The following is a 26694-nucleotide window of genomic DNA, read 5'->3' as shown; positions in this document are numbered from 1 at the left end:
ACTTCTCTGGCAACTGAGGCACGCATATCCAGGCAGACATCAATATGCTCTGTGACTTGGCGCAGCCCTGCTCGCCGAGTACGTCGCAGGCTAACCATGTGGCGGCTACTGGCTTCGCCTTCAGCCCGAACGCGCTGCTCGAAGGAACCGCTCTCGCAGGCGCGCTATCGCGAATCCTCGGCGAGGAAGCCCCGGAGGCACAGGCGGTCTGCCGCTGGCTGCGTGGGTTGAACGGCTCGTTCGCTCTTGCTGTGGAGACCGACCGCGTGTGCTTCGCGGCGGTCGATCGGCTGCGCAGCCGGCCGCTCTTCTACGCCGAATCCAATGGGAAGCTGTTCGTTAGTGACGACGCCGAATGGGTGCGATCGCAGGTGGCCGACGATGCGGCGGATCAGGACGCCCTGGCGGAGTTCCTCCTCACGGGGTATGTCACGGGGCAAGATACCCTCTGCCCCAGGGTGAAGCAGTTGCAGGCTGGGGAATGCCTGATCGCCGACAAGCGCGAGCGTGTGCCCCGGGTGAGAACGCACCGGTACTACCGGTTCGTACATGGCGACTACCTGGAGGCAAATGAGGAGGCGCTCCTTGCCACGATGGATGAGATGCTCGTGGGCGTCTTCGAGCGTCTTCTCGCCTCCACGGCAGGCCGCCCCCTGGTTGTGCCGCTCAGCGGAGGCCAGGATTCCCGGCTCGTCGTGGCCATGCTTCGCCGCCTGGGCAGGAGCGACGTCCTGTGCCTCTCCTATGGCCGTCCCAACAACTGGGAGTCGAGGGTCAGCCAAGCCGTGGCTCTCAAGCTGGGATACGCCTGGGAGTTCGTGCCAGCGTGCTGCTCGCAATGGCGGCAGCAACTGCTCAGCGAGGAGGCCAAGGCATACCACAGCTACCGCGGCGGACTCAGTTCCCTGGCCAGTGTGCAGGACTGGCCAGCGATTTGGGCACTGAAAGCAGCCGGCAAGATCCCGGACGACGCGGTTATAGTCCCTGGCCATACGGGCGACGTGATCTCCGGCAGCCACATCCCACGTGACTTTGCGGACAGAACGACCGTTGGCGCGCAGGACCTGCTGAGGATACTGCTTCACGACCACTACGGCCTGTGGCGCTGGCCTCGGCGCCGCGGCGCTCTCCACGCGGTGATGGCGGAACGGGTCCTTCGCTGCATTGGCGACCTGCCGACCGAGACCCCCGAGGAGGCGGCCAGCGCCCTCGAGTGCTGGGAGTGGCAGGAACGCCAGGCGAAGTTCATCGTCAATTTCTGTCGCGCCTACGAGTTCTGGGGCTATGACTGGCGCATCCCGCTGTGGGACAGCGCCATGTGCGACTTCTGGGCGCGGGTGCCCCTCCGCCTCAGGCTGGGCCAGCGGCTGTACAATGCGTACGTCAACAGGGTTCTGTTCTCCGAGCTGGGCATATCCCAGGACGACTTCCGCGATCTCCGCCGCACCGCCCGCGGGCGCGACGCCTTCGAGGGAAACTGGCGGCTGGAGAAGCTGCCCTTCTATCACCCCTGGTGGGGCTTCGGGAGCTACCGCAGGCTGGCGGAGGCCTACCCCGTCTACAGGCACCTCTTCGGCTTCTCGATGCCGACGCTATCAAGGTCCATCTGCTTTGCCTACGAGGCTGCTGCTCAGCTCCGGGCGCTCGGAGATGCGGGGCGAGTGAGGTTGAAGTTCCGGCCCATCGGGGCCGTGCGCAAGGGGGTCGAGTTGGCCGCGCTCTTCCTGGGGGCGCTGGCTGTCAAGGTCGCCAGGTTCGCGCGGCGCCGCCTGGGGCGCAGAGCGCGCTGAGCGATGGGGGAGTTCCGCTGGTGCGTCCCCTGGTTCGGGCGATGGTCAGGGCGCTCATCCGCGCCTACCCTCTCTACAGAGGCGGCGTGCGCCTGGCCCACATGGCCCTGCCTCGCCGGCTCACCCAGGATGGGAACCTGGTGCTGACGCGCCTGCGAGGCGGCCCGCGCCTGCTGGTGCACCCCAACGACTACTGCGGCCGGGCCATCTACTACTGGGGCGATTACGACAGGAAGATCACGTGGATTTGCCGGCGCCTCCTGCGGCCTGGCGACTGCTTCCTGGATGTTGGCGGCGGCTATGGCGAAGTGGGCATGTATGCCGCGACATTCGTCGGCCCCACCGGGCAGGTGCACATTTTCGAGCCGCAGCCGCAATTGGCGGAGTGCATCCGGCGGTCGGCCGAGCTGAATGGCTTCCGCCATGTCCAGACGCACGCGCTCGCGCTGTCGGACAAGGATGGTGAGGTGGACCTCTTCATCCCGCGTGGCAACCGAGGCTGCGGCTCCTTCATCCGCCCCGGCCCCGAGGCGGACCCGACTCCGGTGCAGGTGCGGCAAGCCAGCGCGTATCTCGAGGCGCTGCATCTGCCCCCGCTCCGGCTCCTCAAGCTCGATGTGGAGGGGCACGAGGAGGAGGTGCTGGCGGGCGCGCTCGGCCTGCTCGATTCGAACCGCCCCGCGGCCATCATCTTCGAATCGTACAAGAGCCAGCCCTTCTTCGAGCGCGGGGAGGTGCGGTTGATGTCTCGCCTGGGATACCGATTTCTCCAGATCAGGCAGAAGAACCTCTTCCGCGTCCAACTGCGGGAGCTGCGCGACTCCGCTCAGTTGGAGAGCGGGTATGACTTCGTCGCGCTCTCCTCGAATCCCGAGGGACAGGATGCCCGCAGGCTCTTGCCCATCGCCTGACACCCACGCCCGCGCCTCGAACGCAGACGGCGGCGCAGGAACGCGCGCTCCGGCGGTCAGGATCCTGGGGGCCCGGGTGCACCTGACGAGCCCTCGCCAGGTGATCCAGGAGATGGCCGGCTGGGTCGAGGCGCGCGAACACCAGTGCCGGCGGATCGTGGTCACAGGGTTCCACGGCATCTGGGAAGCGCACAAGAGCCCGGACCTCAAGGCCGTGCTGAACTCGGCGGATCTCTGGGTCCCCGATGGGATTGCGCCCGTCTGGGTCGCTCGCCTGAAGGGATTCCGCGGCATCCAGCGCATTCCCGGGGCCGACCTGATGCGGGCGTTCCTCGAGCGCGCAAACGAACGCGGCTACAGCAGCTTCTTCTATGGGGACCGACCGGAGACCCTCTCCCTTCTGCGCCAGCGTCTGGAGCGCGAGTACCCGAACCACGGGGTGGCCGGCACGTTCTCCCCGCCCTTCGGGGCCGTTTCGCCCGAGGAAGATGAAGCCCATGTCAGGATGATCAACGAGGCCCGGCCCGATGTTCTCTGGGTCGGGCTCGGTCTGCCGAAGCAGGAGAGGTGGATTGCCGAGCACCAGAAACGCTTGAGGGTCCCCGTCGCGGTCGGGGTCGGAGCGGCCTTCGGGTTCCTGAGCGGCAGAGTCAAGCGGGCGCCGGCCTGGGTGGGCCGCTGCGGGTTCGAGTGGCTATGGCGCCTCGTCCACGAACCCAGAAAGGTCTGGCGTCGGGACTTTCTGGACGGCCCGCGATTCCTCGGCCATGTGCTTCTGGAACTGAGCGGACTCAGGAAGTACGAGTGATGCGTCCGTTGCCTCTCACCGCGAAGGCGGCTGTGCAGGCGGGTGGGGTGAAGTCCCTCCTCAAACGCGCGCTGGGCGACACAGTTGTGGCGCAGCTTCGCGCCTGGCAGGGGGCGCCGAGGCGCCGCGTTCTGCAATGGGTTCTGGCCCGCCGCGCCAGGCCGGAGGCCCTCCCCGGGGGTCCTGCCCTGGTGATTGCCCCTCACCCCGATGACGAGGTATTCGCCACGGCAGGACTTCTCGCCCTCAAGGCTCAGGCCGACGCCCGCGTGGGCGTGGCCTTCCTGACCAGCGGCGAGGCATCGCACCAGCGCTGCTGCGGTGCGCCTGTCGAGGAGATCGCCCGGGCGCGCCGTCTTCTGGCCTGCGAGGCGGGCGCGCGCCTGGGGCTCGGCCCCCAGGCCATGCACTGGCTTGGACTGCCCGACGGCCGCTTGCCCCGCAACGGGCAGGAGGGGTTTGCCACGGCGGTGTCCGCGGTGGCCGAGGTCCTGCGCCAGGCGGCCCCCCAGGAGGTCTACGCGCCCCATCCTCTGGACTGCTGGGCCGACCATGCGGCCGCCAGCGAGATTGTGGCGCAAGCCGTTCGCCGAAGCGGCTTTCCGTGCGCGGTGCACTGGTACCTGGTCTGGGGATGGTACAAACTGCCCCTTCGCCGGCTCGCCGAGCCGGGCCTGGCGAATGCCTGGAAGCTGGACATCGCGCCGGTGCTGTCTGCCAAGCGTCAGGCGATCCGCTGTTACCGCCAGGCCGTCGCCCCGCGGTGCGGCAAGCCGTACATCGGAGTCCTGCCTCCTGGCTTCGCGGCCCCTTTCGAGGCGCCGAGCGAGGTCTTCTTCACGCCCTCTGGGGCCACGCCCGCCAGCGCGGGGGAAGGCTGACCGACGCATGAAGAGGCTTCTCAAACGGCTCCTGGGGCCACGCGTGTGCCGAGGGCTCCGCAGCGGCCAGCGGATGCTCCTGGGTCTGTGGTACCGCTGCGGCAACCGGGTGGAGTGCCCGATCTGCGGCCATCGCTTCTCGAAGTTCCTGCCCTTCGGCGGCAGAGAGAACGACTGGTGCCCCTCCTGCCTGTCTCTCGGGCGGCACCGCCTGCTCTACCTGTTCCTGAGGGACCGGATGGCGTTCTTCCGGAGCCGATTGCGTGTGCTCCACTTCGCGCCCGAGCGGTGTCTCGCGCGCGAGATTCGCCGGCATCCGGCCATCGAGTACGTGACGGCCGACCTGATGGTCTCGTTCATCCACGAGCTGTGCGAGGCGCCCGATCTCGTCATGTCCATCACACACATCGGCTTCGGCGACGAGACGTTCGACGTCGTCATCGCCAACCACGTGCTGGAGCAGGTGGAGGATGACCGCCGCGCGCTTCGCGAGGTGTACCGCGTGCTCCGTCCCGGAGGCTATGCCATCCTTCAGGTGGATGTAGACCGGCGGCGCGAGCACACTCTGGAGGACCCCGGTTTCTCCCCTGAGGAACGGGCCAGGCACTTCGGCTTCTCCGACGAGGTCAGGCTCTATGGCCTCGACTACAGGAGCCGGCTGGAGGACGCGGGCTTCGCCGTCGCAGTCGAAGATTACGTTCGCCACCTGGATGCTGCCCGCCATGCTCTGGACGAGGACGAGGTGATCTACGTCTGCCGGAGGCATCCGGGCGCTCATGCCCAGGCACTGCCTCCGGGCGGCGGATCATGAGGCAATGAGGATTGCCATCGCCCATCCCTCTCTTCGGCTCGGCGGTTCCGAGGCGGCCGTGCTGTGGGCAATCGAAGAGCTCCGGCACGAGCATGACGTAACTCTGGCCACCTGTGGGCCAGTGGACATCGCCAGGCTGAATGAGGCCTACGCGACGCGGCTGGCCCCGGAAGACTTCCGCGTGAGGCGGCATCCCCTCTCTTTCCTCCTGGGGCGGACCGCCCGGTTCGCCGCCTGGCGTGGAGCGATCCACGCCCGCCTGTGCCGCGCGCTGGCGGCCGACTTCGACGTGCTCATCAGCGGGTACAACGTCGCGGATTTCGGGGTTCCCGGGATCCACCTGATTGCGGACTTCTCCTGGGACGAGGCGCTCCGACGGGCGTGCACCCCCCCTGCTCCGGGGTGGGCGGGCCTGGCGTACCGCGACAACCCCCTCCGCAGAGGCTACCTCGCCTGCGCCCGCATGCTTCGGAAGCCATCGGGACGAGAACCCTTCGCACGCGACAACCTGTTCCTGGCCAATTCACAGTGGACGGCCGCCCTGATGAAGCGCCGTCACGGCGTGGAGGCCGACGTGCTGTACCCGCCCGTGGCGGGGGATTTCCCCGAGGTCCCATTCCCCGCGAAGGAGCATGGCTTCGTCTACATCGGGCGCATCTCGCCCGAGAAGCGCATCGAGGACATCATCGCTGTGCTCTTGCACGTGCGGAGCCGCGGCCACGACATCCACCTGCACATCGCAGGGGCGATCGGGCGCGACCCGTACGGACGAAAGGTCAGCCGCCTCTGCGCCGAGCAGGGGCGCTGGGTTACAGCCCGAGGGCCGTGCAGCGGGGAGACGAAGAGGGAGCTGCTCAGCACCCATCGCTTTGGCATCAACGCCTGTCCGCGGGAAGGCTTTGGCATATCCGTGGCGGAACTGGTCAAGGCAGGCAGCATCGTGTTCGTGCCCTCTGAAGGTGGACAGGCGGAGATTGTCGCTCATCCCCTGCTCACCTTTGCCGGCCTGGACGATGCCGTGGCCAAGATTGACACCGTGTTGCGCCGGACGGAGCTTCAGCAGGAGCTGTGCCGGCACCTGGCCGAGCGGGGCAAGGCATTCTCGATCCCGAGCTTCACGGCCGGCATGCGGGACGCCGTGGCGAGGTTCCTCCAGAGGAGGCGCATGGGCGGGCATTCGGCCGCATGAGCAGCTTCCGGAACAAGGTGGCCCTCGTGGTGGCGACGAAGGACCGGCCGGACGACCTCCGCCGCATGCTGGCGAGCCTGGCCGCCCAGTCCTGTCCGCCCTCCCAAGTGGTGATCGTGGATGCGAGCGAGGAGCCGGTCGAGTGGGTCGCGGCGGAGCGTGGCGCGCTGAACGTCGCCTACGTCCGCCACCTGCCTCCTTCGGCGACCCGGCAACGGAACGCGGGCGTGGACGCCGTGGACCGCGGCATCGGGCTGATCGGTTTCCTGGACGACGACGCCGTGCTGGAGCCCGGGGCGATGGAGGCTATGCTGCGCTTCTGGGAGGAAGCCCCGGCAGACGTCGGCGGCGCGGCCTTCAACTGGGCGAACTGCCCGCCGAGAGCCGCATCCTGGCTCAAGTCCTCCCGCCTGGCTTCCTGGCTGGGGCTCTACAGCAAGGAGAAAGGCGTGGTCATGCCCAGCGGGTGGCAGACCATCGTCGGCAGGGTGTCCGAGACGATGTTCACCGAGTGGCTGCCGAGCGGCGCCTCGGTGTGGCGTCGGGCCGTGCTTGACGAGTTCCGCTTCGACGAGTGGTTCGACGGCTACAGCTATCTCGAGGACGTGGACTTCAGTTACTCCGTCAGCAGGCGGTACAGGCTGGCCGTGGTCGCGCAGGCGGGCTTCTGCCACTACCCTTCGCCTTCAGGAAGACTCGATGCCTACCGGTTCGGGAAGCTCGAGGTACGCAACCGCCTCTACCTGGTGAGGAAACACGGGCTCTCCGTGCCACGGTGCTACCTGGGCCTGCTGGCCAGGATGCTGCTCTCCATCGGGCGAGTCGTGACCTGCCGAAGGCCGGGCGAGAGCTTCAAACGGGTCTGCGGCAATCTGGCGGGCATCTGCCGCGGGCTGCCCCGAGGCCAGCGCGATGGTCGTTAATGCCGACGACTTCGGGCTCGATGGGAACGTGAACCGGGCCGTCCTCGAGAGCTTCGAGCGCGGGTACTGCTCCGACACCACGATCATGCCGAACATGCCCGGGTTCGAGGAGGCGTGCGAGCTGGCTCACGAGCGCGGGCTTGCCCATCGCGTGGGCGTTCATCTCGTCCTCACTGACGGCCTGCCCCTCACCGAGGAGATCCGACGCTGCCGGCGGTTCTGCAACGAAGACGGCGCCTTCGTCCTGCGCAAACGCCCCCACGTGTGGCGGCTGTCCGCGAGCGAAACGACGGCGCTGCGGGGGGAACTCGGGGCGCAGGTTGCCGCGTGCCGCAGGCGTGGCATTCCGATCTCCCACGCAGACTCCCACGAGCATGTGCACGAGGAGTGGGCCATCGCCTCCGTGGTGGTGCGGCTCTGCCTCGAGGAGGGCATTCCGCACGTGCGGATCGCCCGGAACTGCGGGCCGCGCCGATCCCTCGGCACCTGGGCCTATCGCAAGCTGGCGAACCTGCGCCTGAGACGCGCGGGGCTCGCGTGGACGAACTACTTCGGCTCGGCCGAGGACTACCGGCACCTTCTCGCCAGGAGAGGCGTGACGCCGCGGACGCAGTCCGCGGAAGTCATGATCCATCCCATGTACGACGCCTCGGGGGTTCTTGTGGACAGGCTGAGCCAGCGTCCGTTGGCCGACTGTGCGGACCTCCTGCGGCTCGCGGCCACGGGACCTTCGGCTCGGAGCGGTGGATGAAACGGCGTCTCAGAGTCCTCGTCTCGGCCTACTCCTGCGACCCGACGCGCGGGTCGGAGCCGGGCGTGGGCTGGGGTTGGGTCAAGGCGCTCTCCAGGCACCACGACCTCCTGGTCCTCACGAGCGATCTCTTCCGCGCCAACATCGAGGCGGAACTGCATCGCGATCCGGCGCTTCGGGACCATCTTCAGTTCTGCTATGTGCCCAGGACGCGCTATCTCCGGCTCTCGCGCCTGTGGAAGCCGGCCCTGCTCTGGACCTGCCGGCGCTGGCAGAGGGACGCCTACCGGCTCGCCCTCCAGCTTCAACGGGACCCGGGCTTCGACTTGGTGCACCAGCTCACGTGGGTGACCTTCCGAGAGCCCGGCTACCTGTGGAGGCTGGACGTGCCGTTCGTCTGGGGGCCGATCGGCGGCTTGGAGAACACCCCCTGGCGGCTCCTGCCGATGCTGGGTTTGCGAGGACTCGTCCATTTCGCCAGCCGGAACGTGCTCAACACGCTGCACAAGAGGTGGCTGCCTCGCCCCAGGAGAGCCTTCCCCAGGGCTCGCGGCGGAATCATCGCCGCCACCGAAGGCATTCGGCGCGAGATTCAGAGGCACTATGGCGAGGACAGCCAGGTCATCTGCGAGACGGCCCCTCCGGAGCCGATCGCGGCGGCCCATTCCATTCGGCTCGACGGCGAGCCGCTCCGCATCTCGTGGAGCGGCGCGCACGACCCCGGCAAGGCGCTCCCGCTCCTGCTGCACGCGGTCGCGCGCCTGCCGGCTTCGGTGGGATGGGAGCTGCACATCCTGGGCGAGGGGCCCTGCACCACGGAGTGGCGGCGCATCGCCCGAAGGCTGGACGTGGACGCCCGCTGCACGTGGCACGGGCGCCTGCCGCGGCCGCAGGCGATCGCCCTCCTCGGGAACTCCCACGTTTTCGCGCTCACCAGCATCAAGGACCTCACGACGACGGTGGTGATGGAGGCCCTCTCACAGGGCGTGCCGGTCGTGTGCCTCGACCACTGCGGCTTCGCCGACGTCGTGACCTCGGAGTGTGGCGTGAAGGTTCCCGTCGAGGGCCGGGCCTCCATCTGCTCTCGGTTCGCGGACGCCCTCGGGCATCTCTGGGCGCACGAGGCCGAGCGGCAGAAGCTGGCCGCCGGGGCGCTGGAGCGCGCGGGCCTGTTCACCTTCGAGCGCAAGGCTGAGGCGGTGAGCGAGATCTATCAACAGCTTGCGGGTGGCTAAGTTGCGGCGACAGGCAACAATCGGGGGGCTGTCACATGAGGCACTTCAGGCTTCCTCGCAAGCGTGTGGACGAACACGAGAGCCAATGTCATCTCGACCTGCCCTCCAGTCGGCCGGCACGATGGCCTCGTGAGAACACCAGGGTATTGGCCAACGGTCAGCAGGGAGACAACGAATGTCAGATGGAGTAGTACTGATTACGGGCGTGGCCGGGATGATCGGCTCACACCTGCTTGATGCCTTGCTCGGGCGCGGCTGCCGCGTCATCGGTATTGACAACATGTCCTTCGGCCGGATGGAGAACATCCGGCATCAGCTCGCCAACGAGGCATTCAGGTTCTACCCCGTTGACATTCTGGACATGGACACCCTCAAGATTCTCGCCCGGGAGGCCGACACCCTCGTGCATCTGGCTGCCGTGAAGAAGGTGGCCGAGGCCGATTCGAGCATGGCCACCCTCAAGGTGAACGCCCAGGGCACCGAGAACGTCCTCGATGCCGCGCGGATGTGGCGGAAGAAGGTCATCTTCGCCTCCACGTCGGACGTCTATGGCATGTCGCCCGACCTGCCCTTCCGCGAGGACGGCGACCTGCTGCTCGGCCCCAGCCTCATCCGCCGCTGGAGCTATGCCGTGGCCAAGCTATACGGCGAGCAGCTTGCGTTCGCCTACCATCACGACTACGCCGTGCCCGTGGTCGTCCTCCGCTACTTCGGCGGATTCAGCCCTCGCTCCAGCTTCACTTGGGTCGGCGGCCACATCCCCATCTTCATTCACAAGATCCTGCGCCATGAGGAGGTGCCCATCCACGGCGACGGTTCCCAGACCCGCTCGATGGCCTACGTGGACGACCTCATCCAGGGCACCATTCTGGCGATGGAGAACGAGCGGGCCGTCGGCCAGATCATCAACCTCGGCAGCCCCGAGGAGATGAGCGTCCTCGACGCCGCGCGCCTCATCCACCGCCTGGCCGACACGGGGAGGCCCCTCAAGCTCAAGTTCATCCCCTTCCAGGAAGTCTTCGGCAGGTACAAAGACATCATGCGACGGCGGCCCGACCTTACCAAGGCCCACACCCTGCTCGGCTACGAGCCGAAGCACTCGATGGCGGACGCCATTCGCCTCTGCCTCGCCGAAGCCCGGCGGAACCTCCAGATTCCCACTGAAGCCGTGTGAGCCGATGGAACGCCTTATCCCCATCGCCGCGTCCTGAACGAGAGCGCCAACGTCGGCATACTCCTCACCAACTGAGCGCGCGCAATCAATCGCCCCGCCTGATGACCCGAGGATGCAGGAGAACGGCCTTGTCGGAGCAGTGCAGGCTTGCAGCGCCCCACAGGATTACGAGAGCTAGCAGTCGGCATGGAGCAGTCAATACCATGCGAGGACGGTGGTGTCTCAACAGGCTTACCAGCTGTCGGCGCTGGTTGGAGGCGATGCAACCGAGAGGGCTACATGGTCTTGTAGTACCCGTGATGCTGGCGATGATATCGACATATTATGTCTGCAGGACCGTGATATTGCCAAACGTCGAGAAGCGTATCGCACATGTTGACAGGATCCTGACCGGGCAGGCGCAATCGCCCTATCAGTTCAGGATTCTGAAACCCCTGCTTGGAACGGTTGTCGAAACCATGGCCTCAACAGTTGTGCGGAACAGGCGTATGCAGCATGTCTTCTCCTATGCGTCGATCTCCATGGTTACGTTTCTGGCCATCTTCATCTGCTTTCACCGGTACCTGTGGAGAGGCTTCGGCCAGAGCGGCGCGATAGTGGGCGTGCTTCTGTTGCAGGTTGTAATACCCCTATCGGTAACAGGGTACTACATGGAAGGCGATTTCATCACGCTCTGGTTTTACACACTGGGGTTGGCCCTGTTCCGAAGTGGCAGGGTTCAGTACTTGCCCGTGATCGTCTTTTTGGGAGCCCTCAATCGCGAGCAGATAGCCTTTCTCATTGTGTGGTATGTCATCGACCTCGTCGCCCAACGGAGGCTGGACAGACGCGGGATTCTTCTCGCTCTAGCGAGTCTCCTGCTGTGGGCGGTCGCTATGCTTGGCACCCGGGCGTACTACGGGGCCAAGCCGACTCAGTTCACCACTGCCTTCCACATCGCGTCCAACTCCAACGTGCACGACCTGTTGACATCGATTGTCCCACTATGGACAGTGGAGGTGGCGGGCTTTGCCCTTCTGTCTACGGTCGCGTTCAGGAAGAGCGACGCATTCCATCGCCTGGCGTTCTTAAGCCTGCTCCCCTATACGATCCTGTTCTTCTTCAATGGGCTGCTGCGCGAACTAGCGAAGTTTCTACCCGCGTTCCTAATCATGATCCCCATGGCGCTTCGAGGGGTTCTTGATGGGAATCCCAGCACAGAGTCTTCGGAGAGCTAACATGCTTGAGGGTGCGCGCTATGCCGCGGACGCCCCGTTACGATCGTTGCACGTTATCGTACCGGTGCTCAATGAGGCCCCCAATCTCGAGGGTCTCTTCGCCAGTTTCCGGGAACTTGCGGCTTCGCAAGCGGGGCGTTACGGGACTTGCGTCATCCTCGTGGACGATGGGAGCAACGATGGCACACCCGAGCTGGCCGCGGCCCTGGGCCATGGCCTCGCTCTGGCTGTACTGAAGCACGAGGGAAACATGGGACCAGGGAGTGCGTTCGGGACCGCCTTCGAACACCTCGCCGGCGACCTCGAACCCACGGACTTCGTCGCCACGGTGGAGGGTGACAACACGGGGCGAGTCGAGACTCTTCTTCGCATGCTCGAACGGTGCGAACGGGAGGACCTCGACGTCGTCCTCGCCTCACCCTACGCCTACGGTGGCGGGTTTGAGCACACAAGCTGGTGGCGGCGGTTCCTGAGCTTCGGGGCGAACGCCATCGTGCTTCGGGGTCTCCTGGGTATGACAGGCATCCACACGATGAGTTCCTTCTTCCGCGTTTTCCGCGGGCGGGCCGTCCTTGCCCTCCAGGCTGCTTACGGCCCTCGAATCATCGAGCGCGCTGGGTTCGAGGGCGTCGTCGAGATGCTCAAGAAGGCAATGAACCTGCGCCTCAGCATCTCCGAAGTCCCGTTTCGCCTCGACACCGCCGCCCGCCGCGGCAAGAGCCGTATGCGCATTCTCCGGACCATCGGCGGTTACCTGGGCCTCTGCCTTGCCGTGCGGCGCTGGAGGCTCCCCGGACCTGTTCGCCACCACCCTGGGGCGCAGCCTGGGGAGGACCGATGCCCGCAGTACCGGTGAGCCCCGGGTTTGTTGCGGCGAGAGCCGACGTGATTGCGCAGGGGCGAGGCCCGGTATGAGACTCTTCGCGTGTTAGGGCAGTAGATTGCACAACATTCTGGCCACAGTGAGTCTGTTTCTGTGCTGCTACTTCTTGCTCGTTCTATTTCGACCTCGGGGACATGTGGCAACCATCCTTCTCTCTTTCTGTCTGTTGACCGCAGAGATTGTCCTCGGAGGATACCTTCTGTCCGCCATCAACCGCTTGAGTGATCTCGGTTACTGGTCACTCTATGGCGTGATCACAGCTTCGCTGTGCTTCGCGCTTGCTGTCGTCAACGGTCGGCTCGGGCAACTGGTCCTTCCACGGAGAAGGTTATTGCCCAAGGTCAGCGTCTCTTGGTTCACAGCCCAAGTGCGGTCGTGGTCATGGTATGAGCGAACCACCCTTCTCGCAATGTTCGCCGCAGCCGCGGCATGTGGTTTGGCCAACTTGGCAGTAGCCCTGTTCACAGCGCCCACTCACTGGGACGGTATGACATGCTATCTCGCGAGGGTAGCCTACTACCTGCAACACGGTAGCCTCGCGCACTATGATGCCAACTTCTACGCGCAGATTGCTACACCGAAGAACCACGCGGTGCTTGCGCTGTATACCTTGCTCGTTTCTGGAAGGAACGAGAACGCTTGCCAGCTGATTCAGTATCTTTCCTACTGGGTTGCTACCTGCGCCGTCTACGGCATCACGGCGAGCCTTGGTTGCAGCAGGAAGGAAGCCCTATTCGCCTCTCTTGTGTTCGCACTGCTTCCACAGTGCCTGCTCCAGGCGGTCACCACGCAGCAGGACTTGCTCGTGGCAGCGTACTCTGGCTCACTTAGCTACTTCCTCCTGGTCTTCAGGCGAACCCACCAATGGAGGTACCTCGCTTTCTCAGGGTTGGCGGCGGGCCTCTCCGTCGGCACGAAGGTGACCGCATTGCTTGCCCTCCTAGCGATGACGCCAGTGTTTCTGTACTGCCTTGTGGGAACCTGTCAGCCAGCCCGAGGACGGTTGCGGGCCCTGCTTGTCTTTGCCGCTTCGGTGTCTCTTGGTATCGCTGTCTTTGGACTTCCCTCAGGGTACCTGGAGAACTACCGGGTGTTCGGGAACCCGATCGGTCCCCCAGAGGTGCGGCAGCTCCTTGGCGTGTCGGAACGTTCCTACAGTTCCTATGGTAGCAGTGCGTGGGAAGGGGTGAAGAACGCCGCGCGTATCGGTTTTGGGTTCCTGTCTCTTGACGGGCTTCCCCCGGTCAGCCCCGTATCCGGAGTGCAGGTCCTCGTGCGGCTGATTCCGAGGACGGCAGCAGAGAAGATCGGGATGAATCTGCCGTTCTCCATCGGCGGCCATCCAAACCGCTGGTTCAACTACAACAGGCCGCCGACGATCCATGAGGACATGTCCTATTGGGGGATTCTTGGCTTCGGTCTCATATGGATTGCTGTGGCTATGTCAGTAGCCGGGGTCATGGGCTACTGGAGATTCAGGCCGTTTTCCTTTGCCTCCCTATTGTTCTTTGTCGGGGTTTCCTTTGGTGTCAGATACGGCACAGATGTCAGCAGGTACTTCCCACCCTGCGCGGTGTGCGCGGTCCCCGTGGTGGGTTTGTGCCTCAGAGCACGATCGGGGTTCCTTCGGGCCTATGTTGCCATCGTCGTGCTGATCGGCTGTGCCTCGGCCCTCTCTGCTGTCACCGTGAGACCGGACCGACCGTTGGTAGCTCTGCACTACCAGGGGAGTGTCTGGGAGTCGGTGTTCAGGAGAGATAGGATCAGCCAGCTTATGGCGCACAACAGGAGATATGCGCCCGCCATGAGGAGATATGAGGAGCTTGTCCCGAAATGCGCGACAGTGGCCGTGTGGTTGGCGGCGCGAAGCTACGAGTATCCGCTCTTCGGCGCGACACTGACGAGGAGGATCATCCCGCTGAACGTCTACGGCAAGGGCACGCAGCCCATCCCGACTGATGCTGATTACCTTCTCTACGGCGAAGGGTACCCACGCGGCCTTGCTGATGATGTGCATCTCGGGGCTGACTGGTACTTGCGCGAACTGAGGAAGTAGCGCGTCCTCTGCTCTGTCCCCGATCACGGAGTCGTCAGCGCCCTGTGGCAGACGCCGCTTAGGATGCGTTGGGGAGCCATGCGGTGAGAGTTCTCTTGGTTCACAATGACTACGCTAGGCCGAGTGGCGAGGAGCATGCGTGCGAGAGCATTGCGCGGCTGCTCGAGGAGCGGGGCCATTGCGTGACGTGGTTCGGGAAGTCGTCCGCGGGTATTCCTGGATCCCTGGCAGGCAAGACGCGGGCGTTCTTCTCCGGCATCCACAGCTTCAGGTCGCGCCGCGAGATGGCTGAACTCCTTCGCGGGAGCGACTTCGACATCGTCCAGGTTCAGAATCTCTATCCATTGCTCTCGCCCTCGATTCTGGCGCCGGTGCGGAGGCGGGGAATCCCCATAGTCATGCGCTGCCCGAACTACCGCCTCTTCTGCCCGACCGGCCTCTTGCTCTCGGGCGGCCGCCTGTGCGAGAAGTGCATGGGCACAGGGGGCGAGCTGTGGTGCGTGCTGAAGAACTGCGCCGGCAGCCTGCCGAAGAGCCTCGGGTATGCGCTGCGGAACGCTTTCGCCAGAATCACGGGGATGATCCGAGAGAACGTGGCCGTGTTTGTGGTGCTGTCAGAGTTCCAGCGAAGGCGGTTCATTGATCGAGGAATCCCCGCCGACAGGGTCGAGGTCGTCCCGAACATGATCGCGGGGTCGGCGCTAGCCCCACCGGCGGAGCCTGGGGAAGGCAGCACGATCTCCTTCGTCGGGCGGCTCAGCCCCGAGAAGGGGATCGCGGACTTTCTGGCGGCGGCCCGGGCGCTGCCCGAGCTTCGCTTCGCCGTGGCGGGCGACGCCTCCGCGATGCCGGAGGCCGTGGCGGGCGCCCCTCCGAACGTGTTGTTCCATGGCTTTCTGTCAGGGGAACGGCTCGCGGAGTTCTACCGGGAGACCCGAATCCTGGTCTGTTGCAGCAAGTGGTTCGAGGGCTTCCCCAATGTGCTGGTCGAGGCGATGTGCGCGGGGCGGCCCGTGGTGGCCACACGGATCGGTGCGCTGCCAGAGATCGTGGAAGAAGGGGTCACCGGCCTGCTCTACGAGCCCGGCAATGTGCCCCAGTTGGTGGAGAGACTCCGCCGCTTGTGGGCCGAGCCTGGCCTGTGTCGGGAGATGGGCATGGCGGGCCGCCAGAAGGCCACGACCGAGTACTCGCGCGACCGGTGCTATGAACGGCTGATGTGGGTCTATCAGAAAGCGCTCGCCCTGGGACGCGCCGAGGCGCCCTGAGGGAAACTCGATGGGGCCTGCGGCACCCGCAGTAAGACGACCCGCCCTGGGAGGAGCGCTGTCCTGGAGTTTGCTCCTCTGGGTGATGCTCTGGCTCAATATCGAGGCCGACCCTCGGCATTGGCGCAATCCGACCGGGCTGGTTGGATACCTGCACTTCGCCCGGTCGCTGCTGGCGTTCGCCGCTGCCGTGGGGGCCTATCTCTTCGTTCGTCGGCGGGGCACGCTCGGCGTCTTCGGCAGGTCGGGTCCCGTTCGGCTCATGGCCGTGTATGGCCTGTTCATGCTGGGCACTTCGCTGCTCTCTGCGTCGCCATTCGAGGCCCTCTACTGGGGGGCGCTGTACCTGTCGGTGTTCATCGTGCTGGAGGCTGTGGTGGCCCGAAGCGATCCGTTGTCTGGCAGTGCTCAGCTTCTCACGCTCACGTGGGTGATGGTGGCCACCCTGGCCGTGGGGCTGGCGATCGTGGCCTGGGATGTTCTGTTCAGCTCGGGCGATTGGTGGTCTTCGGACGTCGAGGTTGTCAATGTGATCCCTGCGGTGGGGGGAGTGACCATGTCGCGGTCCACGGGCATCGGACGCCTGGCGGCCGTGCCGGCCGTGTTCGCCTTCAGCCGGATGTGGCAGGCGAGAGGCCCGGGCCGGGTGCTCTGGGGGGCCGTGTGCGGTGCGTCCATCGTGCTGATGCTCGCCACACGCGCCCGAACGCCGCTCATCGGCTTCGTGGTCGCCGCTCTCTTCATGCTGTCGGTGCAGAGAGGCAAGGGTGCATTGTTCCTCACGATGGGCGTCGCAGGTTTGGCCATGCTTGCAGATGCCACCATGGCGGAGAGAATAGAGGGCATCGTGTACCGGCGCGGACCCGGCGAGAACCTGATGCGGATGACAGGACGAACCGAGGTGTGGCGGGAGGGCTGGGAGGTCTTCCTGCGATCGCCCGTGCTGGGTCTTGGGCCCCTGGCAGACAGGTTCCACATGGGCCTCCAACACGTGCACAACACCTGGCTCCTCGCGCTGATGCAGGCCGGGGTGGCCGGCACGGCCTTCTTCGTCGCGTCGTGGGTGGTCGGGTGGCGGCTGTTCTTCCGCAGCCTCCGGAGTCTGGCAGCGCTCTCGGCGCAGCACCGGACCCTTCTGATTGAAGCGGGCGCGGTCCTGGCCTTCTTCACCGTTCGCAGCATCCCCGAGACTACGGCTGCTGCGTTCTCGGTGGACCTGCTCGTGATCGTTCCCATACTGGCCTATCTCGAGGTCCTCGACCGCAGTCTGAGGCAAGCCCGGGCCCGTCAGAGTCCGCCTCAGCCGGGGAGCGGGAGGCACTGTCGCCTGCCTGTGGCCGGCCAACCGGCCGCCCTGGTTGGGCGCAGTGCCTGGAGCCGTGGAGGGGTGGGATGAGCGCCATGGCGCACTTGCCCGATGGCGCGGGGGGCCACTCGAGGCCCGCCGCCGACAACTGGGACTACGTGATCGTCACCGCCTCGAACGAGCGGCAGGCGCGCACATATGAAGCGCAGTTGCGCGTGCGCGAGGAGTTGGGGCTCCTGGCCGGCATCCGCAGGGCGCTGGTGGTGCCCGACCCGGCGGGAAGGCGGGTCGGCAGCGGTGGGAGCACGGTGGCGTGCCTGATGGAAGTGATCACTCGCGAGCTGGCGGGACGCCAAGCCGAGCTCGGCGAACCCGCGGCCTGGCAAGCGGCCCTCGAGAGGCTCCGTATCCTGATCGTGCATGCGGGAGGGGACTCGATGCGTCTTCCCGCCTATGGGCCGTGCGGCAAGGCGTTCATGCCCGTCCCCGGCGAGTCGAACAGCGGCGTAGCGGAGACGCTGTTCGATCGGCAGTTGCCCGCCTATCTTGCCCTGCCGGCGCTCCCGCCGGGGTGCGGCCAGGTCGTGGTAGCCGCCGGCGATGACATCAAGGAGTTCGATCCGACAGAGGTGCGCCTGGCCCCGGCAGGCGTGACGGCCCTGGGTTGCTTGGCCACTCCCGAGCAGGCGAGCCGCCACGGGGTCTTCTGCCTCGGCCCGGGCGGGCAGGCTCGCCGCTTCCTCCAGAAGCCCAGCCCGGCCGATCTGGCTCAGAGCGGGGGGATGGACCGCTACGGGCGGTGTGTGCTGGACATCGCGGCGATGAGCTTCGATGCCGCCACGGCCGTGCGCTGGCTCCGGGGCTGCGGCGCGACCCCGAGCCGCGATGGCCGCCTCGCCTGGAGCGGCCCGGTCGGCGATGCGGTCGCGACGCGCGGGCTGGACCTCTACCGCGAAATCTGCTGCGCGATGGGAACCGAAACGACACCTGCCCTCCACTGCGCGGCCGCCCGGGCAGGCGGCTCCACGTGGGAGGAGCCGCTGCTCCGCTCTCTCTTCGACGTCCTCTCGGGCATCCCGCTGCACGTGCACGTGGTGCCCCAGTGCCGCTTCCTCCACCTGGGTACGACGCGCGAGCTGGTCGCCAACGCAGCGCTCCTGGACACGCGCGAACCCGACGCCGGCAGAACGGATGTCCCCGTCAGCATCAACAACGAGGTGACAGGGGGGGGCGGCCTCGCGGGGGGTGCCGCGTGGGTGGAGGGGTGCCGCATCCGCGAGCGCGTCACGCTGCAAGGGGCGAACGTCGTCATCGGCGTGGACGTCGAGGAGCCGCTGAGCCTGCCGCGCGGGGCCTGCCTGGACGTGCTGCGCGGCCAGCGGCGGACTGGCCAGGACGCCTGGTTCGTGCGGTGCTACGGCGTGGACGACCGGTTCAAGGACACGGCCGGCGAGGGCGCCACTTTCTGCGGGCGTCCCGTGGGCGAGTGGCTCGCTGCCGTGGGTGCCCGGCCTGAAGACGTGTGGGACCGCTCGCTCGCCCCGGGTCGGCGAACGGTCTGGCAGGCGCGGCTCTTCCCCGCCGTGGCGCAGGCCATGGGCTATCGGGACTGGTTGTGGATGTTCGCGCCCGAGGAGGCATCGGCGTCACAGCGCGAGGCCTGGCTCGCCGCGGAGCGCTACAGCCTGGCGGAGATCGCCCTCCTGGCCGACCTGGAGGCGTTCGAGGAGCGCAGGGCCCGAATCCACGCAGCGGCCCTCGCCTCCTCCGCCCATCGCGTGTTCCGCCGCGACGGTCCGCTGTCCGCAAAGGATCTGGCGTATCTCCTCGGCCATTCCGAGCGGCCCGCCACCACGGCGGCGGAGTTGCTTCGCGAGGCACGCTGGCAACACGCGAGCGCCGAAGGCAGCGCGGGCATGGGGCCGCTCGTCTGCTCCCGAATCCTCCACTCCCTGGGGTCCGCGGTCGAGAGCCTGTGCGCCCGGGATAAACGATGGGGCCCGAGCTTTCCGGCAGCGCTCCGTGAAGTCCTGCCCCCGGACGACCAATCGTGGCTCGCCGCGCTCGGGGCGTCGTGCGCGGCGCCAACGGGCGCAACCGAATGGTGCGAGAGCGCGAAGCGAGCGGCCTTCCGTTGTCTCGAACAGGCGGTCATCGCCAGCGGCCAGTGCAGACTGCCACGGCCGAGGAGCGCCCTGAGAAGGGACGAGATTGTGTGGGGCCGCGCCCCTGCCCGGCTGGAACTCGCCGGGGGCTGGACGGACACGCCGCCCTACACGCTGGAGCGCGGCGGCTGCGTCCTCAACGCCGCCATTGACCTCAACGGCCAGCCGCCGATCCACGCCTACGCGCGCGTGATCGGCGAGCCCGTCATTCGCATCGCGTCCATTGACCTGGGGCGGCGGATCGAGCTGACCCGGCTCGACGAGCTGATGGACCATCGCACGCCCGGCGACGACTTTGCGGTGGTCAAGGCGGCGCTGGCCCTCTCCGGGTTCTCGCCGGTGTCGAGCGAGTGGGAGGAAGGCATCACGCTGCCGCAGGCGCTGGAATCGTTCGGCGGCGGGGTGGAACTGACCACTCTCGCCGCGGTCCCCAAAGGCAGCGGCCTCGGCACGTCGAGTCTCATGGGCGCCGTGGTCCTCGCCGTGCTCCATCGCCTCATGGGGCGCACCGTGGCCCCGCGAGAGCTGTTCCACCATGTTCTGCGGCTCGAACAGGCCATGACCACGGGCGGCGGCTGGCAGGACCAGGTGGGCGGCGCCACCGACGGGGTCAAGCTCACCACCACCGAGCCAGGGCTCGTGCCCGACCCCACGATTCAGTACCTGCCCGCGGACGTCCTTGACCCGCGGCTCTGCCGTGGGCAGGCGCTGCTCTACTACACGGGCATGACGCGGCTCGCCAAGAACATCCTCGAGCAGTACGTGGGCCGGTACCTCGACCGCGACAGAGCTACAATGGGCACGCTGGGCCAGATTCGCGGCCTCGCCGTGCGCATGGCGGAGGCCATGGGGCGGCGGGACCTGCCCGAGTTCGGGCGGCTGCTCGGCAGGTCCTGGGAGCTCCACAAGCAGTTGAACCCCGAGGCCACGAGCGGCCCACTCGAGGCCCTGATGGCTCGCGTGCAGCCGTTCGTGCACGGCGCCCGGATCGTGGGCGCCGGCAGCGGAGGGTTCCTGCTGATGGTCTGCAAATCGCCGGAGGATGCCGCGGCGGTGCGCAAGGAGCTCGAGGCGGCCCCTCCCAACGAGCGGGCGCGGTTCTTCGACTTCGAGATCAGCCGGACGGGCCTGGTAGTAACCGCCTGCTGACCCGCCCCGATAGGTCCGCCTTTCGGGGCGTCGCCCGACGGCGGCGCTCTCTGCGCGACGCCTGCCGAGGAAGCCCACATCAGAACCCCCTGGTGTGGGCTTCTTGCATGTGACGCCGGAACGCGCGCCAGCACCGCCGCTCGACGGCGCCCCGGTTGCCCGGCCGCGTCCGATCACGTGGGCAAGAAGGGGCGAGACGCGGCAGGTCGCCCGGCACCAGGGGGACCCCAGGGCTGGCGCCTGGTGCGGGCGGTTTCCCGCTCACGAGAACCCGAGCTTGACCGACACAACGGCCTGCGGCATACTACCCATGCCGGGAATGCTCGAGCGGCGGCGGGGGCATGCGCCGCGTCGGGGCATTGCCGCCTACCTCAGGAGGACACCCAACCCATGAGACTGCTTGACCCTCAAACCATTCTCGCTGCCCTGCTGCTGGCTCCGCTGACCGGGTTGCTGGTCACCGCCAGCATCGCCGATCCCGCTACGACGCTCTGGTTCGACAGGCCGGCGAAGAGCTTCCACGAGTCGCTCCCGCTCGGCAACGGCCGTCTGGGGGCGATGGACCTGGGCGGAGTGGACGCGGCGCGCATCATCCTCAACGAGTCGTCCGTCTGGTCCGGCGGGCCGTACGATGGCAACAACTATGAGGCGTACAAGTGCCTGCCGGAGGTCCGCGAGAAGCTGTTCGCAGGCGACATCGCCGGAGCCGCCAGCGTGCTGAGCAGGAACTTCCGCTACGCGGACGGCGTGCGGGGCTGGATGGACGAGAACCAGTTCGGCTGCTACCAGACGCTGGGCGACCTGACGATCGAGTTCGGCGGGATTGCCCGGCCGCGGGTCACTTCGCCGAGCGGCCACGGGCCGGGCGACGGCAAGGGCATCGAGAACAGCGTGGACGGCGACCCCGGCACGAAGTGGTGCGTGGACAAGGCCGGCAAGCTGGTGCAGTGGCAGATGGAGCTGCCGGCGGCGCGCACGGTGACCGGCTACGCGTTGACCAGCGCCGACGACGTGCCCACCCGCGACCCGCAGGTGTGGGTGCTCGAGGGCTCGGCAGACGGCGCGACGTGGGTCGAGCTGGACCGCCGCAGCCCCGGCAAGCCGTTCGAGAAGCGCCATCAGACCAAGACCTTCGAGATCGCCACGCCGGGCGCCTACCGGTTCTATCGGTTCAGCTTCACGCCGCAGGAGACGTACTTCCAGGTGGCCGAGATCCGCCTGGCCGGCGCGGCGGCGGACCCGCCGGCGTTCAGCGATTACCGGCGCGAACTCGACCTGATGACGGGCCTGGCCACCACCCGCTACACGCACAAGGGCGTGACGTTCACCCGCGAACTGGTGGCCTCGAAGCCGAACGAGGTCCTCGCCGTGCGCCTCAAGGCGGACAAGCCCGGAGCCTTGACGTTCACCGCGGCGCTCTCGCGCCGGCGACATGCCACCGCGAAGCGCGACGGCGAGCGCCACAAGCTCGAGGGCCAGTTGCCCTTCAACAAGCCGGGCGGCGGGGGCGAGGGCGTGCGCTTCCTGGCACTGCTCGGCGCGGCCACCGTGGGCGGCAAGGTCTCCGCCACGGACGACGGGCTGGCCGTCGCGGGCGCGGAGGAGGCGATGCTGATCGTGTCGGCAGGCACAGACCTGTTCGACAAGGGCTTCGAGGCCACGACGCGCCAGCGCCTCGACGCAGCGCTGGCGCTGCGATTCGACGACCTGCGCGACCGGGCCATCGCGGACCACCGGAGCTACATGGACCGCTGCCAACTGACGCTGCCGGCGGGGCCGAACGCGGCCCTGCCCACGCCCGAGCGCGTCCGGCGCAACGAGAATGCGCCCGACCCCGCGCTGGCGGCGCTGTACTTCCAGTTCGGCCGCTACCTCCTGGTGGCCGGCTCGCGGCCGGACTCGCCGCTGCCCAACAACCTTCAGGGCATCTGGGCCGAGGAGTATTCGACGCCGTGGCGCGGCGATTTCCACAGCAACATCAACCTTCAGATGAACTACTGGCCCGCCGAGCCAGCCAACCTGTCCGATTGCCATCGGCCCCTGTTGCGGTTCATCCAGGGCGTGGCCCGCGAGGGCGCCAAGACCGCCAAAGCCTACTTCAACGCGCCCGGCTGGATGGCCAATCACACGCAGAACCCGTGGTTCGAGACCGCCCCCAGCTACCTGCCGGCCTGCATGGGGCCCACGTGCGGCGCGTGGCTGGCCCAGCACATCTGGCTGCACTATGAGTTCACCCAGGACGAGGCGTTCCTGCGCGAGTACTACCCGATTCTGCGGGGCGCGTGCGAGTTCTTCCAGGCCAGCCTGGTCGAGGACCCGCGGCACCGCTGGCTGGTCACCGTGCCGTCGAACTCCCCGGAGAACTCCTACGCCTTCACCGACAAGGCCGGCAAGCGGCAGACCACGGCGCTGTGCGTCGGCTCGACCTACGACATGCAGATCATCCGCGAGCTGTTCCTCCACACCGCGGCCGCGGCGCGCCGGCTCGGCGTGGACGCCGAGTTCGCTGGGCGACTCGATGCGATGCGCGCCCGGCTGGCGCCGACTCGGGTGAACGCGGCGGGCCGCATCATGGAGTGGCCGGAGGATTTCGAGGAGACGGAGCCGCACCACCGCCATTGCTCGCACCTGTGGGGGCTGTACCCCGGCACCGAGATCAATCCCAGCACGCCGGAGCTCTTCCGGGGCGCGCGGCTCTCGCTCGAGCGCCGCGGCGACGCCTCCACCGGCTGGTCCATGGCGTGGAAGGCCAACTTCTGGGCGCGCCTGCGTGACGGCGACCGGGCGGGCAAGCTGCTGGCGATGCTGATCGGCCGCGGCGCCGGCAACCTGATGTGCCTGCACCCGCCGTTCCAGATTGACGGCAACTTCGGCGGCTGCGCCGCCGTGGCCGAGATGCTCTTGCAGAGCCACGCCGACGAACTCGTGCTGCTGCCCGCCCTGCCCGCGGCCTGGTCCGCCGGCAAAGTCACCGGGCTCCGCGCCCGCGGCGGCTTCACGGTGGACATCGAGTGGAGGGACGGCAAGGTCACGAGCTACCGCGTGGCGTCGCCCGAGCCGCGCCCGGTGAAGCTCCGCGTCCACGGCGAGGCGAAGACGATCCAGTCGGAGCGGATGCCGCTGCGCCGGGGAATCTAGGGGCCGGCCCGGAAATCCCCGTGGGCTGCGTGGCCGGCGCCCGCCGGCCGGCGGCTACTCCGTGGCAGGGGCGGGCTGCTGGCGGGGCACGGAGAAGGTGAAGCGGGCCCACTGGCCGGGCTGGCTCTCGGCCCAGATGCGGCCGCGGTGCTTCTCGATGATCTCGCGGCAGACGAAGAGGCCGAGGCCCGTGCCCTTGCGGGCCTTGGTGGCGGGCTGGTCGAGGCGGACGAATTTGCCGAAGAGCTTCGGCAGGTTCTCGGGCTGGATGCCCTCGCCCTCGTTGGTGACGGCGAGCTGGACGGCGTCGCCGACGGCCTCGGCGGCGATCTCGACGCGGCCGCCCGGTCGGCCGTACTTGGCGGCGTTGGTGAGCAGGTTGTCGAGCACGATGCGCAGCAGGCCGGGGTCGGCCTCGAGGCTCAGGCCCTCGGGCACGCGGGTCTCGACGCGCATCTGGGCCTCGTCGAACTGGGCGCGCACCTGGCCGAGGATGGGCTCGACCACGTCGGCGCGGAGGTCGGTGGGCTGGAACTTGGCCGTCATCTCGCCCTTCTCGATGCGCGAGAGGCTCAGGTAGTTGGCGATCATTTCCTCGAGGTACTTGGCGTTGCGCAGGATGCGGTCGGCCGCCTGTTTGGGCTTCTCGCCGAGGGGGCCGAGATAGCCGTCGCGCAGCGCGGCGGCCGAGAAGATCACGCTGTTGAGCGGGTTCTTGAGTTCGTGGGTGACGAAGCCGAGCATTTCCATGTAGCTGCGGTTGAGCTGGGCGAGGCGCTCGTTGGCCGATTCGAGTTCGCGGTTCTGGCGGCGGAGGTCGAGGTCGCGCTGGCGGATGGCGTCGGCCATTTGCACGTAGGCGTCGGTGAGTTCGGCCAGCTCGGGCGAGGTCTTCAGGCTGCGGGGCCGGTAGTCGTTGTCGCCGCTGGCCAGGTGGCGCGAGGCGGCGAGCAGCTCGCCCACGGGGCGCGCGATGGTGCGCGCGAGGACGAGCGACAGCGCGACCGCGGCCGCGAGCGCGATGCCCACGGGGATGACGAAGCTGCGCAGGATCTGGCGCTTGAGGTCGGCGTACTTCTGTTCGAGGACGCCGACGTAGAGGATGCCGATGGTGTGCCCGCGGGGGTCGCGGATCGGCTCATAGGCGGTGAGGTACCAGTAGCGCACGACAAAGGCGCGGTCGAGCCACCGCTGGCCGCTCTCGAGCACGCGGTCGTAGACCTCGGCGGAGACGCGGGTGCCGATGGCGCGGTTGCCGGCCTCGGTGGTGACGTTGGTGGCGATGCGGGCATCCCACAGGAAGATGGTCACGGTGCCCAGGGGCTTGCCGTCGTAGGACTCGTCGCCGAACACCGTGGCGCGGATGTCGTCCACCAGGGGCCAGTTGCGGTTGAGCAGGATGCCGCCGTAGAGGGCTCCGAGCGGCGCGCCGCCGGCCGGCCCGGGCACGGGGGCGGCGGCCCAGAGCATCATGCCCCGGGACTCGACGGAGTCGGGGCGCGGCTTGGCCCGCGGGGTCTCGACCAGGGGCAGGTAGGCTTGGCGGGGCAGGTCGGAGCCTTCGAGCGCCAGCTCGTCGGCGTGCAGGATGGCGATGCCGCGGCCCGCCTCGCCCTTGAGCGCGCGCTCGACCAGGGGGTCGAGGGCGCGGTTGCCCTCGGTGCTGTAGGGGTGGCGGGTGCGGAGCACCACGCGGCCCGCCGCGTCGCACAGGCTGAGCGCGTCGAAGCCATAGTGGAGGCGCTCGCGCTCGAGGGTCACGCGGGCCTCGGGCGAGGCGCCCTCGGCCAGCACGGCCTGGGGCACGGCCCTGCGGGCGATGGACTCGAGGACCTGCTGAAGCGCGAGGAGGCGCTGCTCGACGTAGGTGCGGGCGGAGCGCAGGTTCGCCTCGGTGTTGGCCTGGGCTTCGCGGCGGATGGTGCGGTCAATCATCGCGCTGCCCGTGTAGATCGTCGCCCCGCCGAGCAAGACGACGACAAACAGGAACGCGGCGATCAGCCTGGCTCGCAGTCCCATCGCGAGGACCCCTCTGCCCGGTGCAGAGCCGTTGGGCGATGCCCCATGATGATACCGCGCGCCACGGGTCGGTGCAACCCGAGGTGGGCCGCGAGGGAGGCGGTTGCGACGTCTGAAGTTGTTGAACGCAGATCACGTGCGCGCGGCTTCCGAAAGCTGTCCCCCGCCCCTGCCGTCTGGCAATTCGTGGCCTTTCCTGAATGTGGCATCCGTTCTGGTGCGATTCTTACTACTCCGGCCGCGAATCACTTTGCAGTGACCGAAACCATGTTGCGTCGGCCAGGGTCTCGAGCGTAGCCGCAAGCGTCCCGCGTGCGGTGGTCTTCGAGAAGCGAGACGCTTGTCGCTACGCGGAAGAATGCAGACTGATTCGCGGCCGGAGGAGTAGACCACCCGCAGAGGGCTTTGCGGAGTGGTTGCCATGCCTCCTTTCGGCCTCCGATTGCCCCAGAGACCCCCCTCCCGAAGGCTCCAATACCTTCGGGAGGGCTGGCTCCCATGCTCGCCCCTACGCTCCGCGTGGGGGCGGAGGTCCGGACGCTCCCGCGTCCAACCCCAACCTCCCGCGGGTTTGGAACCCGCGGGAGGTTCCTGACTCCCGCGTCAAGTTTTCCCTGAAGACGAAGAGGCCGCGGAGCGGCCAAGAGGCGCGTCCCCACGCAGAGCGTAGGGACGAGAAAGAGGAGCCGCAAGCGGAACGCTCGCGGCTACGTTTGCGGCGGGCCTTCGCCTGTTCCGGGGGATTCTCGCATCAGAAACCACCTGCGATTCCGGCCCGCGCCCGCGGCCGGCGGGCGCAGCCTGGCCATGCTGTATCAACCCTGTGAGGAGGAGAGTGATACAGCATGGGTAGATGGGCGAGAATGGGCGATTCTCGCGGTTCCGGCCATACCTGCTCATCTGCGGGATGAGCAAGTATGTGAGGGCGAGCGGCCGGAGAGCGTAAGACGCTGCGGCACTTCGCGGGGTGTGGGCCGGAATTGCAGGCAGGGTGATTGCCTCTGGAGCCTGAAGGGCTCG

The 26694-nt window shown here is 67.3% G+C and carries 18 protein-coding genes; 17 read left to right on the top strand and 1 reads right to left on the bottom strand.

Annotated features, from left to right (window positions below; translation table 11 throughout):
* Nucleotides 1-98 precede the first annotated feature (98 nt).
* From PLE19_00900 to PLE19_00820, 17 genes are all read left to right on the top strand, one after another.
* Nucleotides 99-1790: an asparagine synthetase B family protein gene (locus tag PLE19_00900; GenBank protein HPD13475.1), complete on the top strand. Its 1692-nt coding sequence runs from the start codon at nt 99-101 to the stop codon at nt 1788-1790.
* 20 nt (nt 1791-1810) lie between these two features.
* Entirely contained in the window at nt 1811-2701 is an 891-nt protein-coding gene (locus PLE19_00895) for an FkbM family methyltransferase (protein HPD13474.1), read from the top strand.
* Nucleotides 2702-2777: 76 nt separating this feature from the next.
* Complete coding sequence (locus PLE19_00890) at nt 2778-3509, top strand: WecB/TagA/CpsF family glycosyltransferase (protein HPD13473.1); 732 nt, start codon at nt 2778-2780, stop codon at nt 3507-3509.
* Nucleotides 3509-4390, top strand: a complete 882-nt coding sequence (locus tag PLE19_00885; GenBank protein HPD13472.1) for a PIG-L family deacetylase — start codon at nt 3509-3511, stop codon at nt 4388-4390. The genes PLE19_00890 and PLE19_00885 overlap by 1 nt, the downstream gene beginning before the upstream one ends.
* Before the next feature lie 7 nt (nt 4391-4397).
* Nucleotides 4398-5201 carry a methyltransferase domain-containing protein gene (locus tag PLE19_00880; protein ID HPD13471.1) on the top strand — a complete coding sequence of 268 codons (804 nt, stop codon included), beginning with the start codon at nt 4398-4400 and terminating at the stop codon, nt 5199-5201.
* A 4-nt stretch (nt 5202-5205) separates the two neighbouring features.
* A complete protein-coding gene (locus PLE19_00875) occupies nt 5206-6390 on the top strand; it encodes a glycosyltransferase family 4 protein (GenBank protein HPD13470.1) in 1185 nt (394 codons plus the stop codon).
* Nucleotides 6387-7313, top strand: coding sequence for a glycosyltransferase (locus tag PLE19_00870; protein ID HPD13469.1), 927 nt, complete (start codon nt 6387-6389; stop codon nt 7311-7313). The genes PLE19_00875 and PLE19_00870 overlap by 4 nt, the downstream gene beginning before the upstream one ends.
* The gene (locus PLE19_00865) at nt 7303-8064 is read left to right on the top strand and encodes a ChbG/HpnK family deacetylase (protein HPD13468.1); all 762 of its coding nucleotides are present in this window, start codon (nt 7303-7305) and stop codon (nt 8062-8064) included. The genes PLE19_00870 and PLE19_00865 overlap by 11 nt, the downstream gene beginning before the upstream one ends.
* Nucleotides 8061-9299, top strand: coding sequence for a glycosyltransferase (locus PLE19_00860; GenBank protein ID HPD13467.1), 1239 nt, complete (start codon nt 8061-8063; stop codon nt 9297-9299). The genes PLE19_00865 and PLE19_00860 overlap by 4 nt, the downstream gene beginning before the upstream one ends.
* 175 nt (nt 9300-9474) lie before the next feature.
* Complete coding sequence (locus PLE19_00855; GenBank protein HPD13466.1) at nt 9475-10473, top strand: GDP-mannose 4,6-dehydratase; 999 nt, start codon at nt 9475-9477, stop codon at nt 10471-10473.
* A 344-nt stretch (nt 10474-10817) separates the two neighbouring features.
* Nucleotides 10818-11690: a hypothetical protein gene (locus PLE19_00850; protein ID HPD13465.1), complete on the top strand. Its 873-nt coding sequence runs from the start codon at nt 10818-10820 to the stop codon at nt 11688-11690.
* A 1-nt stretch (nt 11691) separates the two neighbouring features.
* A complete protein-coding gene (locus PLE19_00845) occupies nt 11692-12546 on the top strand; it encodes a glycosyltransferase family 2 protein (protein HPD13464.1) in 855 nt (284 codons plus the stop codon).
* 163 nt (nt 12547-12709) lie between these two features.
* Nucleotides 12710-14629: a glycosyltransferase family 39 protein gene (locus PLE19_00840; protein HPD13463.1), complete on the top strand. Its 1920-nt coding sequence runs from the start codon at nt 12710-12712 to the stop codon at nt 14627-14629.
* A gap of 83 nt (nt 14630-14712) precedes the next feature.
* The gene (locus PLE19_00835; protein ID HPD13462.1) at nt 14713-15897 is read left to right on the top strand and encodes a glycosyltransferase family 4 protein; all 1185 of its coding nucleotides are present in this window, start codon (nt 14713-14715) and stop codon (nt 15895-15897) included.
* 70 nt (nt 15898-15967) lie between these two features.
* Nucleotides 15968-17293, top strand: coding sequence for an O-antigen ligase family protein (locus tag PLE19_00830; GenBank protein HPD13461.1), 1326 nt, complete (start codon nt 15968-15970; stop codon nt 17291-17293).
* Entirely contained in the window at nt 17290-20517 is a 3228-nt protein-coding gene (locus tag PLE19_00825) for an L-fucokinase (GenBank protein HPD13460.1), read from the top strand. Before PLE19_00830 ends, PLE19_00825 begins: the two co-directional genes overlap by 4 nt.
* Nucleotides 20518-20907: 390 nt before the next feature.
* Entirely contained in the window at nt 20908-23655 is a 2748-nt protein-coding gene (locus PLE19_00820) for a glycoside hydrolase N-terminal domain-containing protein (protein ID HPD13459.1), read from the top strand.
* 54 nt (nt 23656-23709) lie between these two features.
* Here the strand turns inward: PLE19_00820 and PLE19_00815 are convergent, their stop codons facing one another.
* Nucleotides 23710-25674, bottom strand: coding sequence for a cache domain-containing protein (locus tag PLE19_00815; GenBank protein ID HPD13458.1), 1965 nt, complete (start codon nt 25672-25674; stop codon nt 23710-23712).
* Between the last annotated feature and the right edge of the window lie 1020 nt (nt 25675-26694).

The sequence above is a fragment of the Planctomycetota bacterium genome, assembly GCA_035384565.1.
Classification (GTDB): domain Bacteria; phylum Planctomycetota; class PUPC01; order DSUN01; family DSUN01; genus DAOOIT01.
Note: the sequence above shows the minus strand (reverse complement) of the source record. Positions and strands in the feature narration are given on the sequence as shown.